Origin of the sequence: Methylobacterium guangdongense, assembly GCF_038442355.1 — a bacterium.
Lineage (GTDB): Bacteria > Pseudomonadota > Alphaproteobacteria > Rhizobiales > Beijerinckiaceae > Methylobacterium > Methylobacterium guangdongense.
Window position 1 is genome coordinate 26009 of sequence record NZ_JBBXMX010000013.1, and the last position, 20954, is coordinate 46962.

18 protein-coding genes are annotated in these 20954 nt (G+C 71.0%); 9 read left to right on the forward strand and 9 right to left on the reverse strand.

Annotation, left to right across the window (positions count from 1 at the left end; genetic code table 11):
- Together AAHG09_RS21635 and AAHG09_RS21640 are read left to right on the forward strand one after the other, a co-directional pair.
- Nucleotides 1–2538 (forward strand): circularly permuted type 2 ATP-grasp protein, encoded by a 2538-nt coding sequence (locus AAHG09_RS21635; protein WP_342109560.1) that lies wholly within the window; start codon nt 1–3, stop codon nt 2536–2538.
- Nucleotides 2535–3434, forward strand: a complete 900-nt coding sequence (locus AAHG09_RS21640; RefSeq protein WP_342109561.1) for a transglutaminase family protein — start codon at nt 2535–2537, stop codon at nt 3432–3434. The genes AAHG09_RS21635 and AAHG09_RS21640 overlap by 4 nt, the downstream gene beginning before the upstream one ends.
- A 192-nt stretch (nt 3435–3626) precedes the next feature.
- On the opposite strand, the gene AAHG09_RS21645 is transcribed toward AAHG09_RS21640, so the two are convergent.
- The 5 genes from AAHG09_RS21645 to AAHG09_RS21665 form a co-directional block, all read right to left on the reverse strand.
- The gene (locus AAHG09_RS21645; protein WP_342109562.1) at nt 3627–4238 is read right to left on the reverse strand and encodes a pyridoxamine 5'-phosphate oxidase family protein; all 612 of its coding nucleotides are present in this window, start codon (nt 4236–4238) and stop codon (nt 3627–3629) included.
- Between the two features lie 3 nt (nt 4239–4241).
- Entirely contained in the window at nt 4242–5942 is a 1701-nt protein-coding gene (locus AAHG09_RS21650; protein WP_342109563.1) for a lysine--tRNA ligase, read from the reverse strand.
- 128 nt (nt 5943–6070) lie between these two features.
- A complete protein-coding gene (locus tag AAHG09_RS21655) occupies nt 6071–6349 on the reverse strand; it encodes a type II toxin-antitoxin system RelE/ParE family toxin (protein WP_342109564.1) in 279 nt (92 codons plus the stop codon).
- Nucleotides 6346–6573: a hypothetical protein gene (locus tag AAHG09_RS21660; protein WP_342109565.1), complete on the reverse strand. Its 228-nt coding sequence runs from the start codon at nt 6571–6573 to the stop codon at nt 6346–6348. Before AAHG09_RS21660 ends, AAHG09_RS21655 begins: the two co-directional genes overlap by 4 nt.
- A gap of 79 nt (nt 6574–6652) precedes the next feature.
- Complete coding sequence (locus tag AAHG09_RS21665; protein WP_412760070.1) at nt 6653–7510, reverse strand: transporter substrate-binding domain-containing protein; 858 nt, start codon at nt 7508–7510, stop codon at nt 6653–6655.
- Nucleotides 7511–7628: 118 nt separating this feature from the next.
- Between AAHG09_RS21665 and AAHG09_RS21670 the strand changes: the two genes are divergently transcribed.
- The 4 genes from AAHG09_RS21670 to AAHG09_RS21685 all read left to right on the forward strand — a co-directional run bounded on the left by AAHG09_RS21670 (nt 7629) and on the right by AAHG09_RS21685 (nt 10251).
- Nucleotides 7629–8792 (forward strand): glycosyltransferase, encoded by a 1164-nt coding sequence (locus AAHG09_RS21670; protein ID WP_342109566.1) that lies wholly within the window; start codon nt 7629–7631, stop codon nt 8790–8792.
- Nucleotides 8789–9604: a glycosyltransferase gene (locus AAHG09_RS21675; protein WP_342109567.1), complete on the forward strand. Its 816-nt coding sequence runs from the start codon at nt 8789–8791 to the stop codon at nt 9602–9604. The genes AAHG09_RS21670 and AAHG09_RS21675 overlap by 4 nt, the downstream gene beginning before the upstream one ends.
- Nucleotides 9605–9695: 91 nt before the next feature.
- Nucleotides 9696–9941 carry a hypothetical protein gene (locus AAHG09_RS21680; RefSeq protein WP_342109568.1) on the forward strand — a complete coding sequence of 82 codons (246 nt, stop codon included), beginning with the start codon at nt 9696–9698 and terminating at the stop codon, nt 9939–9941.
- 73 nt (nt 9942–10014) lie between these two features.
- Nucleotides 10015–10251, forward strand: coding sequence for a hypothetical protein (locus tag AAHG09_RS21685; protein WP_342109569.1), 237 nt, complete (start codon nt 10015–10017; stop codon nt 10249–10251).
- Between the two features lie 91 nt (nt 10252–10342).
- Here the strand turns inward: AAHG09_RS21685 and AAHG09_RS21690 are convergent, their stop codons facing one another.
- From AAHG09_RS21690 to AAHG09_RS21705, 4 genes are all read right to left on the reverse strand, one after another.
- Nucleotides 10343–12526 carry a TonB-dependent siderophore receptor gene (locus AAHG09_RS21690; RefSeq protein WP_412760071.1) on the reverse strand — a complete coding sequence of 728 codons (2184 nt, stop codon included), beginning with the start codon at nt 12524–12526 and terminating at the stop codon, nt 10343–10345.
- 313 nt (nt 12527–12839) lie between these two features.
- Nucleotides 12840–14678: an NADPH-dependent assimilatory sulfite reductase hemoprotein subunit gene (locus tag AAHG09_RS21695; RefSeq protein ID WP_342109571.1), complete on the reverse strand. Its 1839-nt coding sequence runs from the start codon at nt 14676–14678 to the stop codon at nt 12840–12842.
- Nucleotides 14679–14948: 270 nt separating this feature from the next.
- The gene (locus AAHG09_RS21700) at nt 14949–16718 is read right to left on the reverse strand and encodes a diflavin oxidoreductase (RefSeq protein ID WP_342109572.1); all 1770 of its coding nucleotides are present in this window, start codon (nt 16716–16718) and stop codon (nt 14949–14951) included.
- Nucleotides 16719–16829: 111 nt separating this feature from the next.
- Entirely contained in the window at nt 16830–17345 is a 516-nt protein-coding gene (locus AAHG09_RS21705) for an Lrp/AsnC family transcriptional regulator (RefSeq protein ID WP_161393443.1), read from the reverse strand.
- 265 nt (nt 17346–17610) lie between these two features.
- Between AAHG09_RS21705 and AAHG09_RS21710 the strand changes: the two genes are divergently transcribed.
- The 3 genes from AAHG09_RS21710 to cysN are packed head-to-tail and all read left to right on the forward strand — an operon-like array spanning nt 17611 to nt 20788.
- Nucleotides 17611–18435, forward strand: a complete 825-nt coding sequence (locus tag AAHG09_RS21710; protein ID WP_342109573.1) for a phosphoadenylyl-sulfate reductase — start codon at nt 17611–17613, stop codon at nt 18433–18435.
- Nucleotides 18432–19382, forward strand: a complete 951-nt coding sequence (gene cysD, locus AAHG09_RS21715; protein ID WP_342109574.1) for a sulfate adenylyltransferase subunit CysD — start codon at nt 18432–18434, stop codon at nt 19380–19382. The genes AAHG09_RS21710 and cysD overlap by 4 nt, the downstream gene beginning before the upstream one ends.
- A complete protein-coding gene (gene cysN / locus AAHG09_RS21720; RefSeq protein WP_342109575.1) occupies nt 19382–20788 on the forward strand; it encodes a sulfate adenylyltransferase subunit CysN in 1407 nt (468 codons plus the stop codon). Before cysD ends, cysN begins: the two co-directional genes overlap by 1 nt.
- Nucleotides 20789–20954 lie beyond the last annotated feature (166 nt).

A 20954-nucleotide genomic window follows, 5' to 3' on the forward strand; every position in this document is an offset into this window, starting at 1 on the left:
ATGGCGGCGGCGCTCGCCGACAGCGTCGCCGGGACCGATCCGGCGGAGAGCCCGGGGGCGCGCGTCGCCCGCTGGGCCGCGGATTACCGCCCGGCCCCGGGCCGGACGGACGAGTTCCTGGGTTCGGACGGCCAGCCCCGCGGGGCCTGGCCGCGCCTGCTCGACCGGCTCGGCGCCCTGACCGAGCCGGAGATCACGACCCGCTTCGTCGCGGCGGAGCGGCACATCCGGGATGCCGGCATCTCGTTCCGGATCGCCGGCGACCAGCGCGAGCATCCCTGGCCGCTCGGCTGCCTGCCCCTGGTGATCGAAGGGGCCGAATGGGAGGCGCTGAGCGCCGGCATCGTCCAGCGCGCGGAATTGATGGAGGCGATCCTCGCCGACGTCTACGGGGATGGACGGCTGGTCGAGGAGGGTCTGCTCCCCGCCGCGATCGTGGCCGGCACGCCGGAATTCCTGCACCCGCTCCACCGGGTCATGCCCCCCGGCGGCCATTACCTGAAGCTCTACGCCGCCGATCTCGGCCGGGGCCCGGACGGGCGCTGGCAGGTCCTGGCCGACCGGACGCAGGCGCCCTCGGGCCTCGGCTGGGCGCTGGAGAACCGCATGGTCCTGGCCCGGACCTTCCCGGACCTTGTCCAGGACCTCCATGTCGAGCGCCTGCCGGCCTTCTTCCAGGCGTTTCGCGACGGGCTGACGCTCGGCGCGGAGCGGATCGACCCGCGGATCTGCCTGCTGACCTCCGGCCCCTACAGCAGCACCTATGTCGAGCAGGCGGCGCTCGCCCGCTATCTCGGCCTGATGCTGGTGGAGGGCGACGACCTCGTCATGCAGGACGGGCGCCTGCACGTGCGCACCGTCTCGGGCCTGAAGCGCGCCGACGCCCTGTGGCGGCGGATCGACGCCGACTTCCTCGATCCCCTGGAGCTGAACCCGGCCTCCCGGCTCGGCGTCCCCGGCATCCTGGAGGCCCTGCGCAACGGCTCCCTGGTGGTGACCAACATGCCGGGCTCGGGGCTCGTCGAGTCGGCGGCGCTCGCCCCCTATCTCGACGGCATCGCCCGCCGGGTGCTGGGCGAGCCCCTGCGGCTCGGCCATCCGCCGACATGGTGGTGCGGCGACCTCGAGGGCCTGGCCTATGCCCAGGCGAATCTCGACAGCCTGACCCTGCGCCCGGCCGCCACGCCCCAGCGCGGGGCGGCCCGCGACGCGATCCTGGCGGGCCCGGCCCTGGCGGCGGAGCGGGAGCGGGTGGTCGCGGCCCTGCGCGACCGGCCGTTCGACTACGTCGCCCAGGAGTCCGCGCCGCTCTCGACCATGCCGGGCTGGGAACGCGGCCCGGACGGCCTCTCGCTGGTGCCCCGCCCCTTCGTGGTCCGGGTCTTCGCCACGCGGACGCCCCTCGGCTGGCAGGTCATGCCGGGCGGCTTCTGCCGGTTCGCGGAGCGCGAGGAGGTCGATCCGATCGAATTGCGGCTCGGCATCCGCTCGGCCGATGTCTGGGTGCTGTCGGAAAAGCCGATCGCCGCGCCCCTGATCGTCACGCAGGCGGCCCCCCGGGTGCGCCGGGTCGGCGGCCACCTCCCCGCCCGGGCGGCCGACGGCCTGTTCTGGCTCGGCCGCTACCTGGAGCGCGCCGAGGCGGTGATCCGGCTGGTGCTGGCCCATCTGCGCAGCGTCGGCGACGCGGTCGGCACCGACATCTCGGGCGCCCTCGACACGCCGGCCGCCCTGGCGGTGCGCGCGCTCCTGTACGAGTGGGCCGCCATCGGCGCGGCCGACCTGCCCACCGCCCGCCTCGCCCAGGAGGCGCTCTCCGGGCGCGCGCGGCCGGGCTCGGCCTGGGCCCATATCGGATCGGCCCGCCGCAACGCCGCCGCCCTGCGCGCCCGTCTCTCCGGCGAGGTCTGGCGGGTACTGGCGGATCTCAGCGAATCCCTCGCCCTCGACACCGAGCGGGCGCTGACCGAATCCCAGCTCACGGGCCGCGCCGAGCGGGCGCTGAGCCAGCTCGCGGCGCTCTCGGGCCTGACCCACGAGAACATGAGCCGGGCGGAGGGCTGGCACTTCGTCGAGCTCGGCCGGCGGATCGAGCGGGCGATCAACACCTGCACCTTCGCGCTGGCCTTCGCCAACGACGAGGCGACGCCGGGCTGCCTCGGGGTGATGCTGTCGCTCTGCGACTCGCAGATCAGCTACGGGCGCCGCTACCTGCAGGGGGCGGCCCTCGACCCCGTGCGCGACATGGTGCTGCTCGACCCCTACAACCCGCGCTCGATCGCCTTCCAGGCGGAGGCGATCACCCGGCACCTCGCCGACCTGCCGGCGCTCGCCGCCGACGGCATCCCGGAGCCGCATCACCGCCTCGCGACCCGGATCCTGGCGGATCTGCACAGCGGCGAGGCGGCCGATTTCGACGCCGTGCGCCTCACCGCCCTGGAGTCCGACCTCGAACGCCTCGCCGACGGCATCGCGGCGCGCTACTTCCCGACGGGGCCGAACGCCCTGCGGCCGGAAAAACTGATGGGCCTCGCGTGATCTACACGCTGCGTCACCGCACGACCTATCGCTACGGCCGGCCGGTGCGCTTCGCCCGCTGCAGCCTGCGGCTCAAGCCGCAGGATTGCGAGGGCCAGAGCGTGCTGGCGAGCGCCGTCACGATCGACCCGAGCCCCGCCACCGCGGTGACGCGGCACGATTATTTCGGGATCGACGCGCTGGCGATCACCCTGGAGACGCCCCACACCACCTTCAGCGTCGAGGCTTTGTCCACCGTGCGGGTCGAGCGCCCCGAGCCGCCGCCGCCGGAATCCGGGATGGCGTGGGAGCGGGTCCGCGACGCCGTGGTGGCGGGGCGCGACCTCGGCGGGCGGGCGCCGGTGCATTTCCTGTTTCCGAGCGGCCGGGTGCCGCTGCTGCCCGAGGTGACCGACTACGCGCGGCCGAGCTTTGCCGCCGGCCGCAGCGCCTACGGGGCGGCCCACGACCTGATGCTGCGGATCGGCCGGGATTTCCGCTTCGATGCCCGGGCCACCAACGTCTACACGCCGCTCTCCGAATCCTTCGCGCTGCGGGCCGGGGTCTGCCAGGACTTCGCCCACGTGATGATCGCCGCCCTGCGCGGCATGGGCCTGCCGGCGGCCTATGTCAGCGGCTACCTGCGCACGGTGCCGCCCCCGGGCCGCCCGCGCCTGCGCGGGGCGGATGCGAGCCACGCCTGGGTGGCGGTCTGGTGCGGCGCGGGCTGGCTCGGCCTCGACCCGACCAACGGCGTGCCGGTGCGGGACGACCACATCGTGGTGGCGCGCGGCCGAGACTACGGCGACGTGGCCCCCGTCGACGGCATCGTCAGCGGCTCGGGCAAGCAGCGCCTCAAGGTCGAGGTGGACGTGATTCCGGATACCGAGACGCAGGATCTGGCGCTGGTGGGGTGAGGGAGTTCGCTGTCGGACTGCACCTGAAACTCCTACCCACTGCCTCATCCTGAGGTGCCCGCGCCAGCGGGCCTCGAAGGAGGCCTCCAGAAAGCGCTGCGATCCCTGGAGCCCTCCTTCGAGGCCTCCGCTGCGCTCCGGCACCTCAGGATGAGGTGGAGATTTGGATAGGCTAGCTCCCGGTGCCCACCCTCACCACATCGTCTTCGCGGCCCGCTCCGGCCAGTCCGCATCGTAGCGCTGGCCGCCGACCTCGCCCGCGGTGAGCGCCGCCAGGATCGCCCCCGGGCTCGGCAGGTCTGCCGGGTCCACGCGGGAAGCCGGATCCCACAGCTGCGCCCGGATGATCGCCCGTGCACACTGGAAGTAGACCTCCTCCACCGTGATCACGATCGCGGTGCGCGGCGCGTGGCCGTCGACGCTGAAGGCGGCGAGGAGATCCGGATCGGCCGAGATCACCGCCCGCCCGTTCACCCGCAGCGTCGTGCCCGAGCCGGGGATCAGGAACAGCAGCGCGACCCGCGGGTCGCGCACGATGTTGCGCAGCGAGTCGATCCGGTTGTTGCCCCGCCGGTCCGGCAGGATCAGCGTGCGCGGGTCGGCGACCCGCACGAAGCCCGGCCGGTCCCCGCGCGGGCTGCAATCGAGACCCTCCGGGCCGGAGGTCGCCAGCACCGCGAAGGGCGAGGCCGCGATCAGCGCCGCGTAGTCCGGCGTGACTGAGGCCGCCACCTTCCTCGTGGAGGCGGGCGCCGGGGGCGCGGCGTAGATCGCCTCCAGCGCGGCGAGGCTGTCGACGATCATCGCCTACGCGACCGCCTTGCCCGCCGCGAAGGCCGCGTGCTCGGCCACCAGCGCCCCCGACAGGGCCGCCTGGATCAGCCCGCGCGTCTCCTCCACCCCGTAGAGGGCCACGAAGGAGCCGAAGCGCGGCCCCCGCGCCTCGCCGAACAGCACGTTGTAGAGGCTCGTGAACCACGCCTGCGACACGCCGGGCCGCCCGTCCGGGCTCTTGGCCTTGCCGGACGTGTCGGGGAAGTGGCGCCGGCCGACCTCGTAGACCGCCGCCTGCAGGGCCTCCGGATCGGTGGAGCCGGTGTGCGCCTTGAGGGTCTCCGACAGGTCCTCCAGCGCCGCCCGCTCCTCGGGGGTCGGGGCCCGGTAGGTCTTGGCCGGTCGCACGAAATCCGAGAAGTACGTCAGCGCGTGCTTCACCAGCCGGTCGAGGCCCGGATGCGTCTCCGGCCCGGTCTGCGGCGCGTAGCGGCGGATGAAGCCCCACAGCACCGCCGGATCCTCGGTGTTGGCCACCGCGGCGAGGTTGAGCAGCATCGCGAAGGTCAGGCTCGCGCCCTCGACCCGCTCGGGCTCGGGCGGGGTGCCGGCGTGCAGATGCCAGACCGGATTGCCCAGCCGCAGCTTCGCGTCCTGGCCGGCATAGCGGTCGAGGAAGCCGATATACTCGTCCACGTGCCGGGGGATCACGTCGAAGAACAGACGCTTGGCCTCGCGCGGCTTGTTGTACATGAACAGGGCGAGCGAGTCCGGCGTGCCGTACTTGAGCCAGTCGTCGATGGTCAGGCCGTTGCCCTTCGACTTCGAGATTTTTTGGCCCTTCTCATCGAGGAACAGTTCGTAATTGAACCCCTCCGGCGGCTCGCCGCCGAGCGCCCGGGCGATCTTGCCCGAGAGCTTCACCGAATCGATCAGGTCCTTGCCGGCCATCTCGTAATCGACGCCGAGCGCGACCCAGCGCATCGCCCAGTCGGGCTTCCACTGCAGCTTGGCGTGGCCGCCGGTCACCGGCGTCTCGTAGCGCTCGCCGGTCTCGGGATCGCGCCACACGATCGTGCCGCTCTCGGCCTTCACCTCGTCGATCGGCACCTGCATCACGTGGCCGGTGACCGGGTGGAGCGGCAGGAACGGGGAATAGCTCGCCGAGCGCTCGGCCCGCAGGGACGGCAGCATGATCTCCATCACGGCATCGTAGCGCTCCAGCACGCGCAGGAGCGTCGCGTCGAACACGCCCGCGCGGTAGCATTCGGTGGCCGAGCGGAACTCGTAACGGAACCCGAAGGCGTCGAGGAAGCGGCGCAGTTCGGCGTTGTTGTGCGCCCCGAAGCTGTCATGGGTGCCGAACGGGTCCGGCACGCGGGTGAGCGGCTGGTTGAGATGGGCGGCCAGCATCTCCCGGTTCGGGACGTTGTCGGGCACCTTGCGCAGCCCGTCCATGTCGTCCGAGAAGGCGATCAGCCGGGTCGGCACCGCGTCGCGGGTGAGCACCCGGAAGGCGTGGCGCACCATGGAGGTGCGGGCGACCTCGCCGAACGTGCCGATATGCGGCAGGCCCGAGGGGCCGTAGCCGGTCTCGAACAGCACCTCGCGCTTACCGGATTTCTCCAGCCGGGCCACGAGCTTGCGCGCCTCCTCGAAGGGCCAGGCGGCGGCGTTGGCGGCGGCCTCGATGGTGTCGGGGTCGAGGGTCAGGGCTGGGGGTGCGGCGGACATGTCTTCGGATGTGAGGAAAACGCGAAGCGCGCACCCTAGTGCGGTTCGCGCCGGAGCGGAACGCCTGGGTGTGCAGGGCGGGGTTCCAGGGTTGTGCGAGCGGGGCGACACGGCGCCCGCGCCGGCGTTCAAGCCCGCGGCTGCCGAGCGGTGTGGCGAATCCCGAGGACGAGGATGTCGTTATCCACAACGCGATAGGTGATGGCGTAGGGATAGGGACGCGCCACGACGCGCCTGACGCCGCCGCGGGCCGTCATCGAACCCACGAATGGATGGTGCAGCAAAAGGTCCATGAGCGCCTGCAGACGCTTCTGCACACGACGTGCGCCGTGCGGGTTCCGCTGGGCGATATAGGTGAGCAGGCGATCGAGCTGGTCGGCCGCGGGGCGGGTAAGCCGCAGTCTCACAGCCCATGCTTGGCCCAAATGGCGCGCACCTCCGCATCCGTGGCGTAGTCGCCCCGTGCAGCCGCCGCTTCGGCTTCGTCGAGTTCGGCCGCCTCCTCCGGCGTGAACCGATAGAGGGAGGCTCCGTCATCCACGAAGGCCAGCATGAGGCGGGCGATCTCGTCCTGCATCTCCGGGGCGAGAACCCGTGCCTTCGCCACAGCCTTTTCGAGCAGATCCGTCATGCGCCGCTCCTGATCCCTGGAGATCCGACGGCGTGCAGGATCCCCGATTCGCGATGCCGGCGGAAGCCCCGGCGCCCCCTCAGAACGGGCTGACGGGGAAGAACCGCAGGTACAGCTCCGTATACTTCCCGTCGTCCCAGACCCGCTGGAGCGCGTCGTCCAGCGCCCGGGACAGCGCCGCATCCTCCTGGCGGGTAATCAGGCCGATCCCCTCCCCGAAATAGCGGTTCTCCAGATAGTCGCCGCCGATGAGCGCGCAGCAATTTTCCGCGTCCTGACCGCCGACATAGAGGGCGAGGTTCAGGCCGTCGGCGAACAGGTAGTCGATCTCGCCGCGCTTGAGCGCGCTCTCGGCCGCCGCGAGGTCGGTGAAATCTTTGGGCACCACCTTCGGGAAGAACGCCTTCAGGTAGGCCGCGTGGGCGCTGTTGCCGATCACCCCGACGCTGCGGCCGGCGAGCCCCGCCGCCGAGGGGACCGGCAGGCCCTTGTCGGTCCGGGCCGCGAAGCGCGCCGGCCAGCGGAAATACGGCCGGGTCGCCAGGAATTTCTCCCGCAGGCCCGCCGTCAGGGGGATCGCGGCGGCGACCACGTCGCCCTGCTTGCTGTCGAGCGCGTCCAGCAGCGTGTCGAAGCGGCGCGCCTGCACCGTGCAGGTGATCGCCAGCTTCTCGCAGACCGCCCGGGCGAGCTCGACCACGAATCCCGTCGGGTTGCCGTCGGGGCCGGCGAAGTGCAGCGGCGGGAACTCGTCGTCCGTGAGGAAGCGGACCGCCCGGCCGGTCTGCGGGGCTTCCACCCGCTCGCCGCGGCTGCGCGGGTTCCAGAAGTCCGGCACCGTGACGCTGGGTGTCGCGGCCTGGGGTTCGGCGGCGGCGGCGCTCCGCGGCGGTCCACCCCAGAGGCCCAGCAGGGCGATCCCGGCCGCCGCGAGCAAGATGGGCGCGCGCCGCCAGCCGGATTTCGATGCGCGGACGCTCCCCGGGCGGGACGCAAGGCCAGCGCAAGAGAGCGGGCCTAAGCGAAGCCCCAGAACCGGCTCTGGGACGGGGGCGGTGCTCCTGCCGGAGCGCGGGGGCGGGGACTGGCTCACCCGCCGTCCCTATCACGTCCTGGGGGCACCGGGGGAGCGTGGCGTGGCGTTCCAGCACCCGTCGGCGGCGCGGGCCGCCCTGCCGCCGGACATCGCCTTCCTGCGGGCGGAGGGCGTCGAGGACCGCGTGCTGATCCGGGCCGCCGCCGCCGCCGCCGAGGCCGGCACGGATGCCGCGACCGCGCTGCTGAACGCCGGCCTGGTGGAGGAGACGGCCTATTACCGGGCCCTCGCCCGGACCCTCGGCGCCTCCTACCTGGACGGGCCGATCCCGTTCGGTCCGGGCCTGCACTTTCCCGAGACCCTGGTGGCCGGTCGCGCGCCGTTGGCGCCCGGATCGGCGGCGGCCTGGGTGCTCGCACCCCGGGGCCGGACGATCACGGCCCTGCTCGACAGTGCGCTCTGGACCCGCCCGCCGGCCATCACCAGCCCGACCCACCTGCGCGAGGCCGTGTTCACCGCGATCCCCGAGCAGGTGGCGGATCACGCCGCGCACGATTTCGCGCGGCGCATGCCCGAGCGGGCGACCGCGTGCGAGCCGACGGTCTGGTGGCTGCTGGTCCTGGGCCTCGCCCTGACCGCGGGCTTCAGCCTCTACGCTGCGCTCCCGGCGCCGCTCGCCCGCGCGGTCATGCTGGCCGCGCAGTGCCTGTTCCTGGCCATGACGACCGTCCGCCTCGCCGCCGTGGCGATTGACGCCCCGGTCACCGCCCCGGCCGCGGCCACGGTGCCGCCGCTCGCCGAGACCGCCCTGCCGGTCTACACCATCCTGGTCCCGCTCTATCGAGAGGCGGCGGTGGTGCCGGGCCTGCTGCGGGCCCTCGCGGCCCTCGACTACCCGCCGGCCAAGCTCGACATCAAGCTGCTGATCGAGGCCGACGATCGGGAGACGCGGGCGGCGCTCGCCCCGGTCTTGCTGCCCGCCCGGTTCGAGGTGATCACGGTCCCGCCGGGGGGGCCGCGCACCAAGCCGCGGGCGCTCAATGCCGGCCTGCCGCTGGCCCGCGGGGACCTGCTCACGGTCTACGACGCCGAGGACTTCCCCGATCCCGGGCAGCTGCGCCTGGCCGCCGCGCTGTTCGCGCGCCTGCCCGCGCGGACCGCCTGCCTCCAGGGGCGCTCGTGATCGACAACGCCGACGATTCCTGGCTCACCCGCGCCTACGCGCTGGAATATGCCGGCCTGTTCGACGTGCTGAATCCGGCGCTGGCCCGGTGCCGGCTGCCGGTCCCGCTCGGCGGCACGTCGATGCACCTGCGCGTCCGGGTGCTCCGGGCGCTCGGCGGATGGGATGCCTACAACGTCACCGAGGACGCCGATCTCGGGATGCGGCTGGCCCTCGCGGGCTACACGGTCGGCGACCTGCCGAGCGCCACCATCGAGGAGGCGCCGAGCCGATTCGGGCCCTGGCTCGGCCAGCGCATCCGCTGGCTCAAGGGGCTTGCCCAGACGAGCCTCACCCATGGGCGCCGCCCGCTGGCGAACGCACGCCGCCTCGGCGGGCTGGAGACGCTCTGCGCCGCGGCCCTGGTCCCCGGCACGGTGGTCTCGGCTCTGGCCTACCCGGCCTGCCTCGCCGGGGCGATCTGGTCCTTCCTGATCCTCGAGATCCCGGCCGCCCCCGTGTTCCTGGACAATCTCGGCACGGGGCTCGCGCTCACCCTGTTCGGGACGGGGCTCGGCGCCCTCGTCCTGCCGGCCCTGGTCGGCGGCCGCCGCCGCGGCTCGGGCGATCTCGCCCTCTGCGCCCTGGGGATGCCGGTCTACTTCCTGCTCGTCAGCCTGGCCGCCTGGCTGGCGCTGATCGAATTGGTCCGCGCCCCGGAGCGCTGGAACAAGACCCGGCACGGCCTGGCGCGCACCTCCCGAAGCGGCCGTCTGCGACATCATGGGATGGCGCGCGGCATGCGGGCGGCCGGGAGACGCGCCGTTTCTTAACCTGGGTCAATCGGGCCGGACAGGACGCGCCTATGGCGGCGCGTGCCCGCGCGGCGGGCCGGTGGCGATGCGGTGCGGGGAGGTCTGTGCGATGCCGGCCTATCAGCTCCGCCGCACCCTGGAGCACGCGGACGGCCGCTGCGGCCTCGCCTTCGCCAGCGACAGCCTGGAGGCGGACGACGCGGAGGCCGCGATCCGCGGGGCCCGGGAGATCTGCGTCAGAGCCGCCGGCATGCTCCTGACCGGCGCGGTGCTGACGGATTCGCTCGGGCGGATCCTGTGGTGGTTCAGCCTGGCGCTGGCCCGGGAGCCGCTCTGCATCCGGCCGACGAGCTGATGAGGCCGGCGCAACGCTTGGCGCCTCCGCGTCGTTGTCCTCCTGGGTTACCTTGTCACCGTGGATCGTCATCATGGCCACGATCGCGATCCTGATCGGTACGCAGGCGGGGGCTCGCCTGCTGGCCGCCGCCTCCGAGCGGGAAGCGGCCCTGTCGGCTGAGGCCTTCCTGCTGCGCCTGCCCGTTCGGGCCCTGCCGGCCCCCCTCTGGGTGCAATGCGCCGATCCGGCGGTGAGCGGGCGCCTGACCGGCTATCTCAACGCCCTGCAGGCCGAGCAGGTACGCGAGCGCGGCGGCGCCCGAACCTGACGCGTCTCCGACGACACGGCGGACGCGACTTTGACGAACGGCCTCGGAGGCGGTCCCGGAGCGGGGCGTCGGCGGAGCCCGACCGTCCGGCTCACAGCCGCGCGGTGATCGTCGCCAACACCGAGAACGGCGCGCCGGGCTGGTTGTTGAACTGGTTGAACGGCTGCTCGATGTAGTGCCGGTCGGTCAGGTTGCGCAGGTTGATCGAGAACCGGGCGTGCTCGTTGACGTCGTAGAACACGGCCGCGTCGATGCGGGCGTAGCCGCCCACCGAGTAGCTGTTGTTCAGGTCGCCGGCGCGCCGTCCGACATAGGTGATCCCGGCCCCCACGTTCCAGCCGAGCAGGAAGCCCTCCTGGACCTGATAGGTCGACCAGATGCTGCCGCTGAAGGCCGGCGCCCCGACCAGCCGGTTGCCCACCGCGAAGGTCGTGTCCTTGGTGATCCGCGCGTCGAGGAAGCTGATCCCGCCGATGACCCGCCAGCCCGGCAGGATCTGGCCGGCGAGGTCGGCCTCGACGCCCTCCGAGCGCTGCTGCCCGGTGATCACCGAGAAGCCCGTATTGACCGGATCGGTCGCCGCGACGTTGTTGCGGATGATCCGGAAGGCCGCCGTCGACAGAGTCAGGTCCGGGCTGAGGTCGAGCCGGCTGCCGATCTCGTAGAGCTCGCCGGTCTCGGGCGGCGGATTGCTGGTGTTGAGGACGTTGTCCGTCTGCGGCTTAAACGAAGTCGCGTAGCTCGCGTAGAGCGTCAGCGGTTCCACCGGCCGGTAGATGAGGCCGACCCGCGGTGACGTGCCGGACAATTGCTGGTCGGGCGGGATGGTGCGCGACGTCGGGGTCCGGCTGAAATAGTACTGCGTGCCCGTGTCGTAGCGGACCCCGACCAGCATCTGCAGGCCGAGGCCGAGATCGATCTGGTCCTGCACGTAGAGCCCGGTCAACGCGTTCTTCTGCTTCAGGTCCGACTGGAACTGGAGGCCGACGATGGAGGCGCCGGGGACGGGAGTGAGGAAGCTCACCGATGGGAAGTTCGTGCTCTGGGTCGTGTAGGCCCGCCGATAGCCGTTGGTGTACTCGACCCCGGTGAGCACCGTGTGCCGGAAGCCGAGCAGGTCGAACTTGGCGATCATCTCGGTCTGGCTGTCGACGGCCGCGTAGGTCGAGTAGCCCGCGGTCTCGCGCCGGGTCACCTGCGTGTTCCGATTCGTGAGGCCGGTGGCGCGGGTCGCCAGGAAGTCGAACCCGCCCCATTGGGCGTTGAGCACCTCGCGCAGGGTGATGTTGGCGTTGAGATCGTGCTCGACCTTGAGCAGGCCGAAATTGGCGTTGCCGTTGTAGCGGGAGAACGGCTCGCCGTAGTAGCGCGCGATGTTGTCGAGCGGCACGCGACCGTTCCGGGCGATCAGCCCCTCGTCGTACTGGTTATCGACTCGCGTGAACTCGCCGAGGAACGTGACGCGCGTGTCCGGACCCGGATTCCAGGTGAAGGCCGGGGCCACGAAGGTCCGCGCGTTGTCCCGTCCGTAGAAGTTGCGGAATGTCGGATCCGATTCGCCGGCGAAGCTCAGGCGGGCGGCCAGGCCCTCCACCCCCTCGATCGCACTCGACACCGAGCCCTGCACCCGCCGGAAGCCGAAGCTGCCACCCTGCAGGTTGATGTCGCCGGAGGGCGCGAAGGTCGGCTGCCGGGTCACGATGTTGATGAGGCCGCCGGGATCGCCGCGCCCGTAAAGCACCGAGGCCGGACCCTTCAGCACCTCGATCCGCTCCACGTCCGCCAGATCGCGGGTCACCGCGGAGAAGTTGCCGGCTTGGTTCAGGAGCACGCCGTCGATGGCGTAGGTCTGGGTCCTGAACCCGCGGATGATGAAGGTGTCGCTCCGCCCCTGGATCGTGCCGCCGGGCTGGACGCTGCTGACGTTCCGCAACGCGTCGCTCAAGCGGATGTCCTGCTGATCGACCAGCACGTCCCGCGGCACCACCTGCACCGATTGCGGCGTGTCGCGCAGGGGCGTGTCGGTACGGGTCGCGGTGGCCGAACGCGTGGCCCGATAGCCGATCACCGGGCCACCGGCCCGCTCGACCGCGGGGCCGTTTCCGGTGACGCTCAGTTCCGAGAGGGTGACATCCTCGACTGCGCTGGCATTTTCTGCATTGGCCAGAGTCGTCGAGACCACAAGCAGTGATGTCGTCAGTGCAGTATAGAGGGTTAGACTGTTGCTGCGCGCGTTCGAAGTGCTGAAAAGGCTGCGGCCCCCGTGCCCCGACATCGTTTATAATCGCTCTCAAGAAGATCCGCACCGCCATGGCGCACGGATCCTTGAGGGGAAGGGCTCTGCTTTTTCAATGCGTGCGCACACAGCACCGCCCAGATTCGGTCGGAACTTCCCGAACGTGGCGGTGTGGTCACATGATCACATTGGAATAATTTAATGTTTCCGGGTGCTGGCGACCGGAAAGTGCAGCAATGCTGGAGATCTACACCTGCAACGCGTCGGCCCGTGCTCAATCGTCAGGATCGTCCGATGACGGCGGCGCGTTCTCTGCACGGGCGGCGCAACGTGCCGCCCGTGCAGACTCGAATTAACCTTGCACAGCCGGCTTGAGGGCGCCGGTGCGCGCGTGGAAGTCCGGGCCGTTGGAGGTCCGCGCCACGTGCCCGGCCCGGATCAGGTAGTCGCCGAAATGCTCGCCCGGCTGCCGGTCCTTCGCGTAGTCGGCGAAGAGCGGGTCGAGGGTGTTGCGGATCTCGGAGGCCGCCACGTCCTCCTTGTAGAGCTTGCTGAGCCGCGAGCCGTCATGGGCGGCGCCGAGATAGAGGTGGTAGCGCTCGGGGCCGCGGCCCACGAGGCCGATCTCGGAGATGAACGGCCGGGCGCAGCCGTTCGGGCAGCCGGTGGAGCGGATCGTGATCGGCTCCTCGGCCAACCCGTGGGACGCGAGGCTCGCCTCCAGCTCGGTCATCAGGTCGGGCAGGTAGCGCTCGCTCTCGGCGAGCGCGAGGCCGCAGGTCGGCAGGGCGACGCAGGCCAGCGAATTGCGCCGCAGCGCGCTCGCACCCCGGGTCAGGCCGTATTGGTCGACCAGCCCGTCGATCTCGGCGCGCTTCTCGGCCGGGACGTTGGCGATGATGACGTTCTGGTTGCCGGTGAGGCGGAAATCGCCCTGGTGGACCTCGGCGATGCGGCGCAGGCCCGTCAGGAATTGCGGCCCGTCCACGATGTCCTTGATCCGGCCGGACGGCACGTAGAGGGTGAGGTGGAAGCGCCCGTCGTCGCCCGCGACCCAGCCGTAGCGGTCGCCGTTGTCGGTGAACGCGAAGGGCTTTTGCGCGCCGAGCGGCTTGCCGATCCGCTTCTCCACCTCGGCCCGGAAGGCGTCGAGGCCGTAGCGCTCGATCGTGTACTTGAGCCGGGCGTTCTTGCGGTTCTTGCGGTTACCCCAGTCGCGCTGGACGGTCATCACCGCCTCCGCGACCTTGATGGCGTCCTCGGGGGCCACGAAGCCCATCACGTCGGCGGTGCGCGGGAAGGTGTCGGGCTCGCCGTGGGTCATGCCCATGCCGCCGCCGACCGTGACGTTCCAGCCGGTGACTTGGTTCTTCTTGTCGAGGATCGCGATGAAGCCGAGATCGTGGGCGAAGATGTCGACCTCGTTGGAGGGCGGCACCGCGATGACGGTCTTGAACTTCCGCGGCAGGTAGGTGCGGCCGTAGACCGGCTCGATTTCGGCCGCGTCCTCGCCGCCGACCACCCGCTCGCCGTCGAGCCAGATCTCGCGCCACGCGCTGGTCTTGGGCAGCAGCGAGTCGGAGATGTCCTTGGCGAGCTGGTAGGCGGCCTTGTGGGCGCCGACCTGCGCGGGGTTCGTCGCCGCCATGACGTTGCGGTTGACGTCGCCGCAGGCCGCGATCGTGTCGAGGAGCGCGGCGTCGATCGCCGCCATCGTGCGCTTCAGGTTCGCCTTGATCACGCCGTGATACTGGAAGGTCTGGCGCGTGGTCGCCCGCAGGGCGCTGCCCGCATAGGTGACTGCGATATGGTCCAGGGCCAGCCACTGCTTCGGCGTGATGACGCCGCCCGCGATGCGCAGGCGGATCATGAAGCTGTAGGCCTTGTCGAGCTTCTTCTTGGTCCGCTCGGGGCGCAGGTCGCGGTCGTCCTGCATGTACATCCCGTGGAACTTCACGAGCTGCCCGTCATCCTCCGAGATCGCCCCGGTGGCGTGCTTCAGGAGCCCGTCCGCCAGGGTGCCGCGCAGGTAGCCGCTGGCGATCTTGATGTGCTCGTTGGCGGCGAGCTGGGCCGCGCGGGCGGCCTCGGCGTCGGTGATCGGCCGCTCGGTCGGCGGGGTCTCGTAGACGCGCTTGGCCGGAGCGGAGGCCGGGGTCTCGGCGGTGTCGCGGGGGCTGTGGTCGTCCATGGGGTGAATCCGTCTGTCTGAACGCGTCTCCCTTCCCATGGGGAAGGCGTCGAGCGGAGCGAAGCCGGTGCAGGACATCAACGGGATCCGCGACCGGCCCCCTCTCCCGTGCGGGAGAGGTCTGCTTTCGCAGAAAGCCGGGTGAGGGATGTGCCCTCTCCGGACAGACCTGATCCCTCACCCTGTCCCTCTCCCGCACGGGAGAGGGGACCCGCGCCCGATCCGGCTCCGTAAAAGTCCGGCGTCCCCCGCACCCGCGGGGGAGCTGCCCTAGTAAACGTCCTGCTGGTAGCGGTGGCTGCGCTCCAAAGCCGCGACCTGCGCCTCGGCCTCGGCGGCGCTCAAGGATTTGACGGTCTCGTAGGCCTTCACCACCGCGGCCCGCACGTCCTTGGCCATGTGCTTGGCATCGCCGCAGACGTAGAAATGGGCGCCGCCGTCCAGCCAGGAGACCAGCTCCTTCGCGTTCTGGACGATCCGGTCCTGCACGTAGATCTTTTCCGGCTGATCCCGCGAGAAGGCCACGTCGATCTTGGTGAGCGACCGGTCCTCCAGGGCATCCTGCCATTCGAGCTGGTACAGGAAGTCGTGGAGGAAGTGCCGGTCGCCGAAGAACAGCCAGGACCGGCCGGGGGCCTCGATCGCCCGGCGCTCCTGCACGAAGGCGCGGAACGGTGCGACGCCGGTGCCGGGGCCGACCATGATGATGTCGGTGGCCGGATCCTGCGGCAGGCGGAAGTGGCGGTTCGGCTTCAGCCGCACCCGCAGCTTGGCGCCGTCGCGGATCCGGTCGGCCACGTGGACCGAGGCGACGCCTGAGCGGGCGCGGCCGTGGGCCTCGTAGCGCACCGCCACGATGGCGAGGTGGACCTCGTCGCCCACCTCCTTGCGCGAGGAGGCGATCGAGTAGGCCCGCGGCGGCAGCGGCCGGGTGATCGTGTTCAGGTGCTCGGGCGTGAGCTTGGCCGGGTACGCCGTCAGCAGGTCGATCAGGTGCCGGCCCTCGATCCAGGCCTTGGCCTCGCCGCTGTCGATCAGCGTCTGCGCCTCCGTGTGGCCGGTGGCCTTCACGAACCGCTCGATCGTGGCGGCCGAGAGCGTGGTGATGTCCCGCTCGGCGAGCAGGGCCTTGCGCAGGGCCTCGTCGCCCGAGAGGCCCGCGGCGTTCAGGATCTCGTCCACGAGCTGCGGATCGTTCTCGGGGAAGATCTCGAGCGAGTCGCCCGGCTCGTAGGCCGGCGCCCCGTCCTCGAAGGCGAGCGCGAGGTGGATCGTCTCCTTGTCGGAGCGCGAGGAGTTGAGGTTCACGTGCTCGACGACCTCGACCACCAGGGGCTCGCGGCTCGGCTCGGCCTCGTCGTCCTCGCCCGGGGCGGCGCGGGCGAAATCCACCGCCACGACGTTGTCGGACGTGTCCGCCGGGGCCAGCGCCTTGAGCGTGCCCTTGATCCAGTCGGCGGCGGGCTTCTCGAAGTCGAGGTCGAGGTCGGCGCGCTCGGCGGCGCGCTTAGCCCCCAACGCCTCGAAGCGCGCGTCGAGCGCCTTCCCGATGGCGCAGAACTCCGCGTAGGAGGTGTCGCCGAGGGACAGGACCGCGAACTCCACGCCGTCGAGGCGCGGGGCGCCCTCCCCCATCAGCTCGCCATAGGCCCGCACGGCCCGGGCCGGCGGCTCGCCCTCGCCCCAGGTCGCCGCGATGGCGATCAGCTTGCCGGCCTTGGGCAGGGTCGCGAGGTCGAGATCGGCAAAATCCACGACCTTCGGCTTGAAGCCCTGCTTGCGCGCGAGCTTGGCGACGTTGCCGGCCAGCGCCTCGGAATTCCCCGATTCGCTGGCGTAGATCACGGTGAGCGGCGCGGCGGCCTTGGGCGGGGCGGCCGGGACGGCGGCGGGCTGGCCGCCCGCGGCGTCGAGGCCCGCCAGAAAGCCGGCGAGCCACGCGCGCTGCGTGGGGCTGGCAGTGCCGAGCACCGCGTCGAGGCTGGCGCGCTCGCCATCCCCGAACGGGGCGGTGCGCGGGAGGAGATTGGGGCGGGACATTACCTGACCATGTCGGGGCCGGGAGGGCCCGTGTCAATCGAAAAACGTTCGTTTTGCAGAACGGGCGGAGCGTAGGACATCTCGTTCGTTGCGGCGCGGCAGAAGAGAAAACTATTCTCCGACGACCGCGAGGACGGGGCCGGTCCCCGGCAGGTGCCGCCCGTTCTTCGGGGGCGCCGGGAGCGGCAGGGCCGTTGTGGATTTCACCTTCTCCATGGCGAAGCGCGAAGTGACGTTCTTCAGGGGCAGCACGGCGATCAGGTGCTTGTAGAAGCTGTCATAGGCCTGCATGTCGGCGACCACGACGCGCAGCATGTAATCCACGTCGCCGGCCATGCGGTAGAATTCCAGAACCTCCGGCATGGCCGAAACGGTTGCGGCGAAGCGCTGCAGCCAGTCCTGGGAGTGGTCGGCCGTCTCGATGGAGACGAAGACCGTCAGCCCGAGGCCGAGCTTTACCGGATCGAGCACCGCCACGCGCCGGTCGATCACGCCGTCGGCCTCCAGCTTCTGAATGCGCTTCCAGCACGGGGTCTGGGACAGGCCCACGCGCTCCCCGATCGCCGCGATGGAGAGCGTCGCGTCCGTCTGCAGCAGGGCGAGAATCTTGAGATCGATCGCGTCCAAGACTGTCTCCATAGGATCCGTCCGGGCGGGCCCGCCCGCATCCGGTACAGGGTCTCTCAGGGGGCGTTAAGAAGATTCTTTCATCCGGGACGCCATCGGACCCGGCGGGGCCTGTGCGCAACCGCACGCCGAACCCCGCTTCCAGACCCGACACGCGAACCGAAGCGCCTTGACTTCGTTCGGTATAGCGAACATCTCGACCGTTCGACAACAGGGTCCGGCACGCGCCGGCCCAGGATCCACGTTCAAACCCGGGACCGTCTCGATGACCCGTCCGGACCGACAGACGGCCGAAGCCCTCGCGGAGCGGCTGTCCGGGCTCGACCTGACCAGCCGCCTCCACCTGATCGCCGCCGAGATTCCCGGCCGGCTCGTGTTCACCACGAGCCTGGGCGTCGAGGATCAGGCGCTGACCCACGCCCTGGCGATGGCCAAGCTCGTTGAGGGGCAGGCGAAGGCCCGCGTCGAGATCGTCACCCTCGATACCGGCCGCCTGTTCGCCGAGACCTACGACACCTGGGCCGAGACCGAATCGGCCTACGGGATCCGCATCGCCGCCTACGCGCCCGAGCGCGCGGCCGCGGAGGATTTCGTGCGCAACGAGGGCATCAACGGTTTCCGGCGCTCGGTCGCCGCCCGGCAGGCCTGCTGCGGCTTCCGCAAGGTCGAGCCGCTGGGCCGCGCCCTCGAGGGGGCGAGCGGCTGGCTCACCGGGCTGCGCGCCGGCCAGTCGGCCAACCGCGCCGAGACGCCGCTGGCCGAATTCGACGCCGCGCGCGGCCTGATCAAGCTGAACCCGCTCGCCGACTGGACCCGGGCGCAGATCGACGGATTCATTCGAGACAACTTCGTGCCCTACAACGTCCTGCACGATCGCGGCTTCCCGTCGATCGGCTGCGCCCCCTGCACCCGCGCGGTGAAGCTCGGCGAGCCCGAGCGCGCCGGCCGCTGGTGGTGGGAGCAGGAAGACAAGAAGGAATGCGGCCTGCATGTCGGACGTCCCGGGGCGTCGGTGCAGCCGGGTCAGGAGCCCGCCGCGTTCGAGACCATCCAGACCGACACCCATCGCCAGCCGGAGTTCGCCCGATGAGCGCCGCCCTCGCCGCTGCCGTGCAGCCGAGCGCCCCCTCCCCCGCCGACCGCCTCAGCCACCTCAAGCGGCTGGAGGCCGAGGCCATCCACATCTTCCGGGAGACGGTCGCCGAGACCGAGAACCCGGTGATGCTCTACTCGATCGGCAAGGATTCCTCGGTCCTGCTGCACCTGGCCCTCAAGGCCTTCGCGCCCGGGCGCCTGCCGTTTCCGCTGCTCCACGTCGACACCACGTGGAAGTTCCGCGAGATGATCGCCTTCCGCGATGCCCGCGCCAAGGAACTCGGCCTCGATCTCCTGATCCACACCAACCCGGACGGGCTCGCCCGCGGTGTCGGCCCGGTGAGCCACGGCTCCGAGGTCCACACCGACGTGATGAAGACGCAGGCCCTGCGGCAGGCCCTCGACAAGCACAAGTTCGACGCGGCCTTCGGCGGCGCCCGCCGCGACGAGGAGGCGAGCCGCGCCAAGGAGCGGATCATCTCGTTGCGCACCGCGCAGCACCGCTGGGACCCGAAGCGCCAGCGCGCCGAGCCCTGGCACCTCTACAACCTCAAGAAGAAGCGCGGCGAGTCCCTGCGGGTCTTCCCGCTGTCGAACTGGACCGAGCTCGACATCTGGCTCTACATCGAGCAGGAAAACATTCCGATCGTACCGCTCTACTTCGCCCAGGAACGGCCGGTGGTGGAGCGGGACGGCCAGCTCATCATGGTCGATGACGAGCGCCTGCCGCTCGCCCCCGGCGAGACCCCGCAGCAGCGCCTCGTCCGCTTCCGCACCCTCGGCTGCTACCCGCTGACCGGCGCGGTGGAGAGCGACGCCGCCACCTTGCCCGAGATCATCGGCGAGACGCTGGCGGCGCGCACCTCGGAGCGCCAGGGCCGGGTGATCGACAAGGACGGCGCGGGCGCCATGGAGCGCAAGAAGCAGGAAGGTTACTTCTGATGACGGTGCATCAGGCCCCCAACGCCTTCGGTGAGCGCGCGGCCGGCTATGCGGCCTTCCTCACCGCCCATCGCAACAAGGCGGTGCTGCGCTTCATCGCCTGCGGCTCGGTGGATGACGGCAAGTCGACCCTGATCGGCCGGCTCCTGCACGACACCAAGCAGATCTTCGACGACCAGATCTCGGCGCTCCAGCGGGATTCCCGCAAGCACGGGACGCAGGGCGCGGAGGTGGATCTCGCGCTGCTGGTGGACGGCCTCCAGGCCGAGCGCGAGCAGGGCATCACCATCGACGTCGCCTACCGGTTCTTCTCCACCGACAGGCGCTCGTTCATCGTGGCCGACACCCCCGGCCACGAGCAGTACACCCGCAACATGGCCACCGGCGCCTCGACGGCGGACGTGGCGGTGATCCTGGTCGATGCCCGCCAGGGCCTGACCCGCCAGACCCGTCGCCACGCGCTGCTGGTCTCGAATCTCGGGATCCGCCGGGTCGTGCTGGCGGTCAACAAGATGGATCTCGCCGGCTGGGCGCAGGGCACCTTCGACGGCATCGTCGCGGGCTTCTCCGACTTCGCCCGGGATCTGAACTTCGCCGAGGTCAAGGCGATCCCGCTCTCGGCCAAGAACGGCGACAACGTCGTGGAGCCGGGCATCGCGGCGCCCTGGTACACGGGCGGCCCCCTGCTCGCCTACCTGGAGACCGTGCCGGTCCGCGCCGAGGCGCTGAACGCCCCGTTCCGCATGGCGGTGCAGTGGGTCAACCGGCCCAATTCCGAGTTCCGCGGCTATAGCGGCCGGATCGCCAGCGGCCGGGTGCGGCCGGGCGATTCGGTGACGGTCCAGCCCTCCGGCCGGACCTCCACGGTGGCGCGGATCTACACCGCCGACGGCGACCTGCCCGAGGCCGGCGAGGACGAGTCGGTCACCCTGGTGATGGCCGACCAGATCGACGCCTCCCGCGGTCAGGTGATCGTGGCCACCGACGCGCCGATGCGGGTCACCGAGACCCTCGACGCCCGCCTATTCTGGGCGGCCGAGACCGATCTCAACCCGGGTGCCAGCCTGTTCGCCAAGATCGGCACCGCCACGGTCACCGCGACGGTGGAGCGGATCATCTCGCGCATCGACCCGGAGACCGGCAGGCCCGGCCCGGCCGAGCGCCTGTCGGCCAACGACATTGCCGACGTGGCGCTTCGCCTCGACAGGCCGGTGGCGGTGGATGCCTACGCGGAGAACCGCGAGACCGGCAGCCTGATCCTGATCGACCGCGAGACCACCGACACGGCGGCGCTCGGGCTGGTCCTGGCGCCGAAGACGGAAGCGGCCAAGCCGGCGACGCCCGATGCGAAACCTGCGGAAGGCGGCGGCTTCCTCGCCCGGCTCGGTCGCCTGTTCGGGCGTTGAGGCCGGCCGGGCGCGCGACTGCTTCAGGATCGGGCGCGGGTCCCCTCTCCCGTGCGGGAGAGGGACAGGGTGAGGGATCGGGTCTGTCCGGAGACGGCTCGACCTGACTGCGCGGCAAGGACGGGCTCGATCCTGTGGCGTCTCGTCCCTCACCCCAACCCTCTCC

Coding starts and splice junctions, on each gene's coding strand:
- AAHG09_RS21635 (WP_342109560.1), top strand. CDS start 1: ATGGCGGCGGCGCTCGCCGACAGCGTCGCCGGGACCGATCCGGCGGAG.
- AAHG09_RS21645 (WP_342109562.1), bottom strand. CDS start 4,238: ATGATCGTCGACAGCCTCGCCGCGCTGGAGGCGATCTACGCCGCGCCC.
- AAHG09_RS21650 (WP_342109563.1), bottom strand. CDS start 5,942: ATGTCCGCCGCACCCCCAGCCCTGACCCTCGACCCCGACACCATCGAG.
- AAHG09_RS21660 (WP_342109565.1), bottom strand. CDS start 6,573: ATGACGGATCTGCTCGAAAAGGCTGTGGCGAAGGCACGGGTTCTCGCC.
- AAHG09_RS21680 (WP_342109568.1), top strand. CDS start 9,696: ATGCCGGCCTATCAGCTCCGCCGCACCCTGGAGCACGCGGACGGCCGC.
- AAHG09_RS21685 (WP_342109569.1), top strand. CDS start 10,015: ATGGCCACGATCGCGATCCTGATCGGTACGCAGGCGGGGGCTCGCCTG.
- AAHG09_RS21690 (WP_412760071.1), bottom strand. CDS start 12,526: ATGTCGGGGCACGGGGGCCGCAGCCTTTTCAGCACTTCGAACGCGCGC.
- AAHG09_RS21695 (WP_342109571.1), bottom strand. CDS start 14,678: ATGGACGACCACAGCCCCCGCGACACCGCCGAGACCCCGGCCTCCGCT.
- AAHG09_RS21700 (WP_342109572.1), bottom strand. CDS start 16,718: ATGTCCCGCCCCAATCTCCTCCCGCGCACCGCCCCGTTCGGGGATGGC.
- AAHG09_RS21710 (WP_342109573.1), top strand. CDS start 17,611: ATGACCCGTCCGGACCGACAGACGGCCGAAGCCCTCGCGGAGCGGCTG.
- cysD (WP_342109574.1), top strand. CDS start 18,432: ATGAGCGCCGCCCTCGCCGCTGCCGTGCAGCCGAGCGCCCCCTCCCCC.
- cysN (WP_342109575.1), top strand. CDS start 19,382: ATGACGGTGCATCAGGCCCCCAACGCCTTCGGTGAGCGCGCGGCCGGC.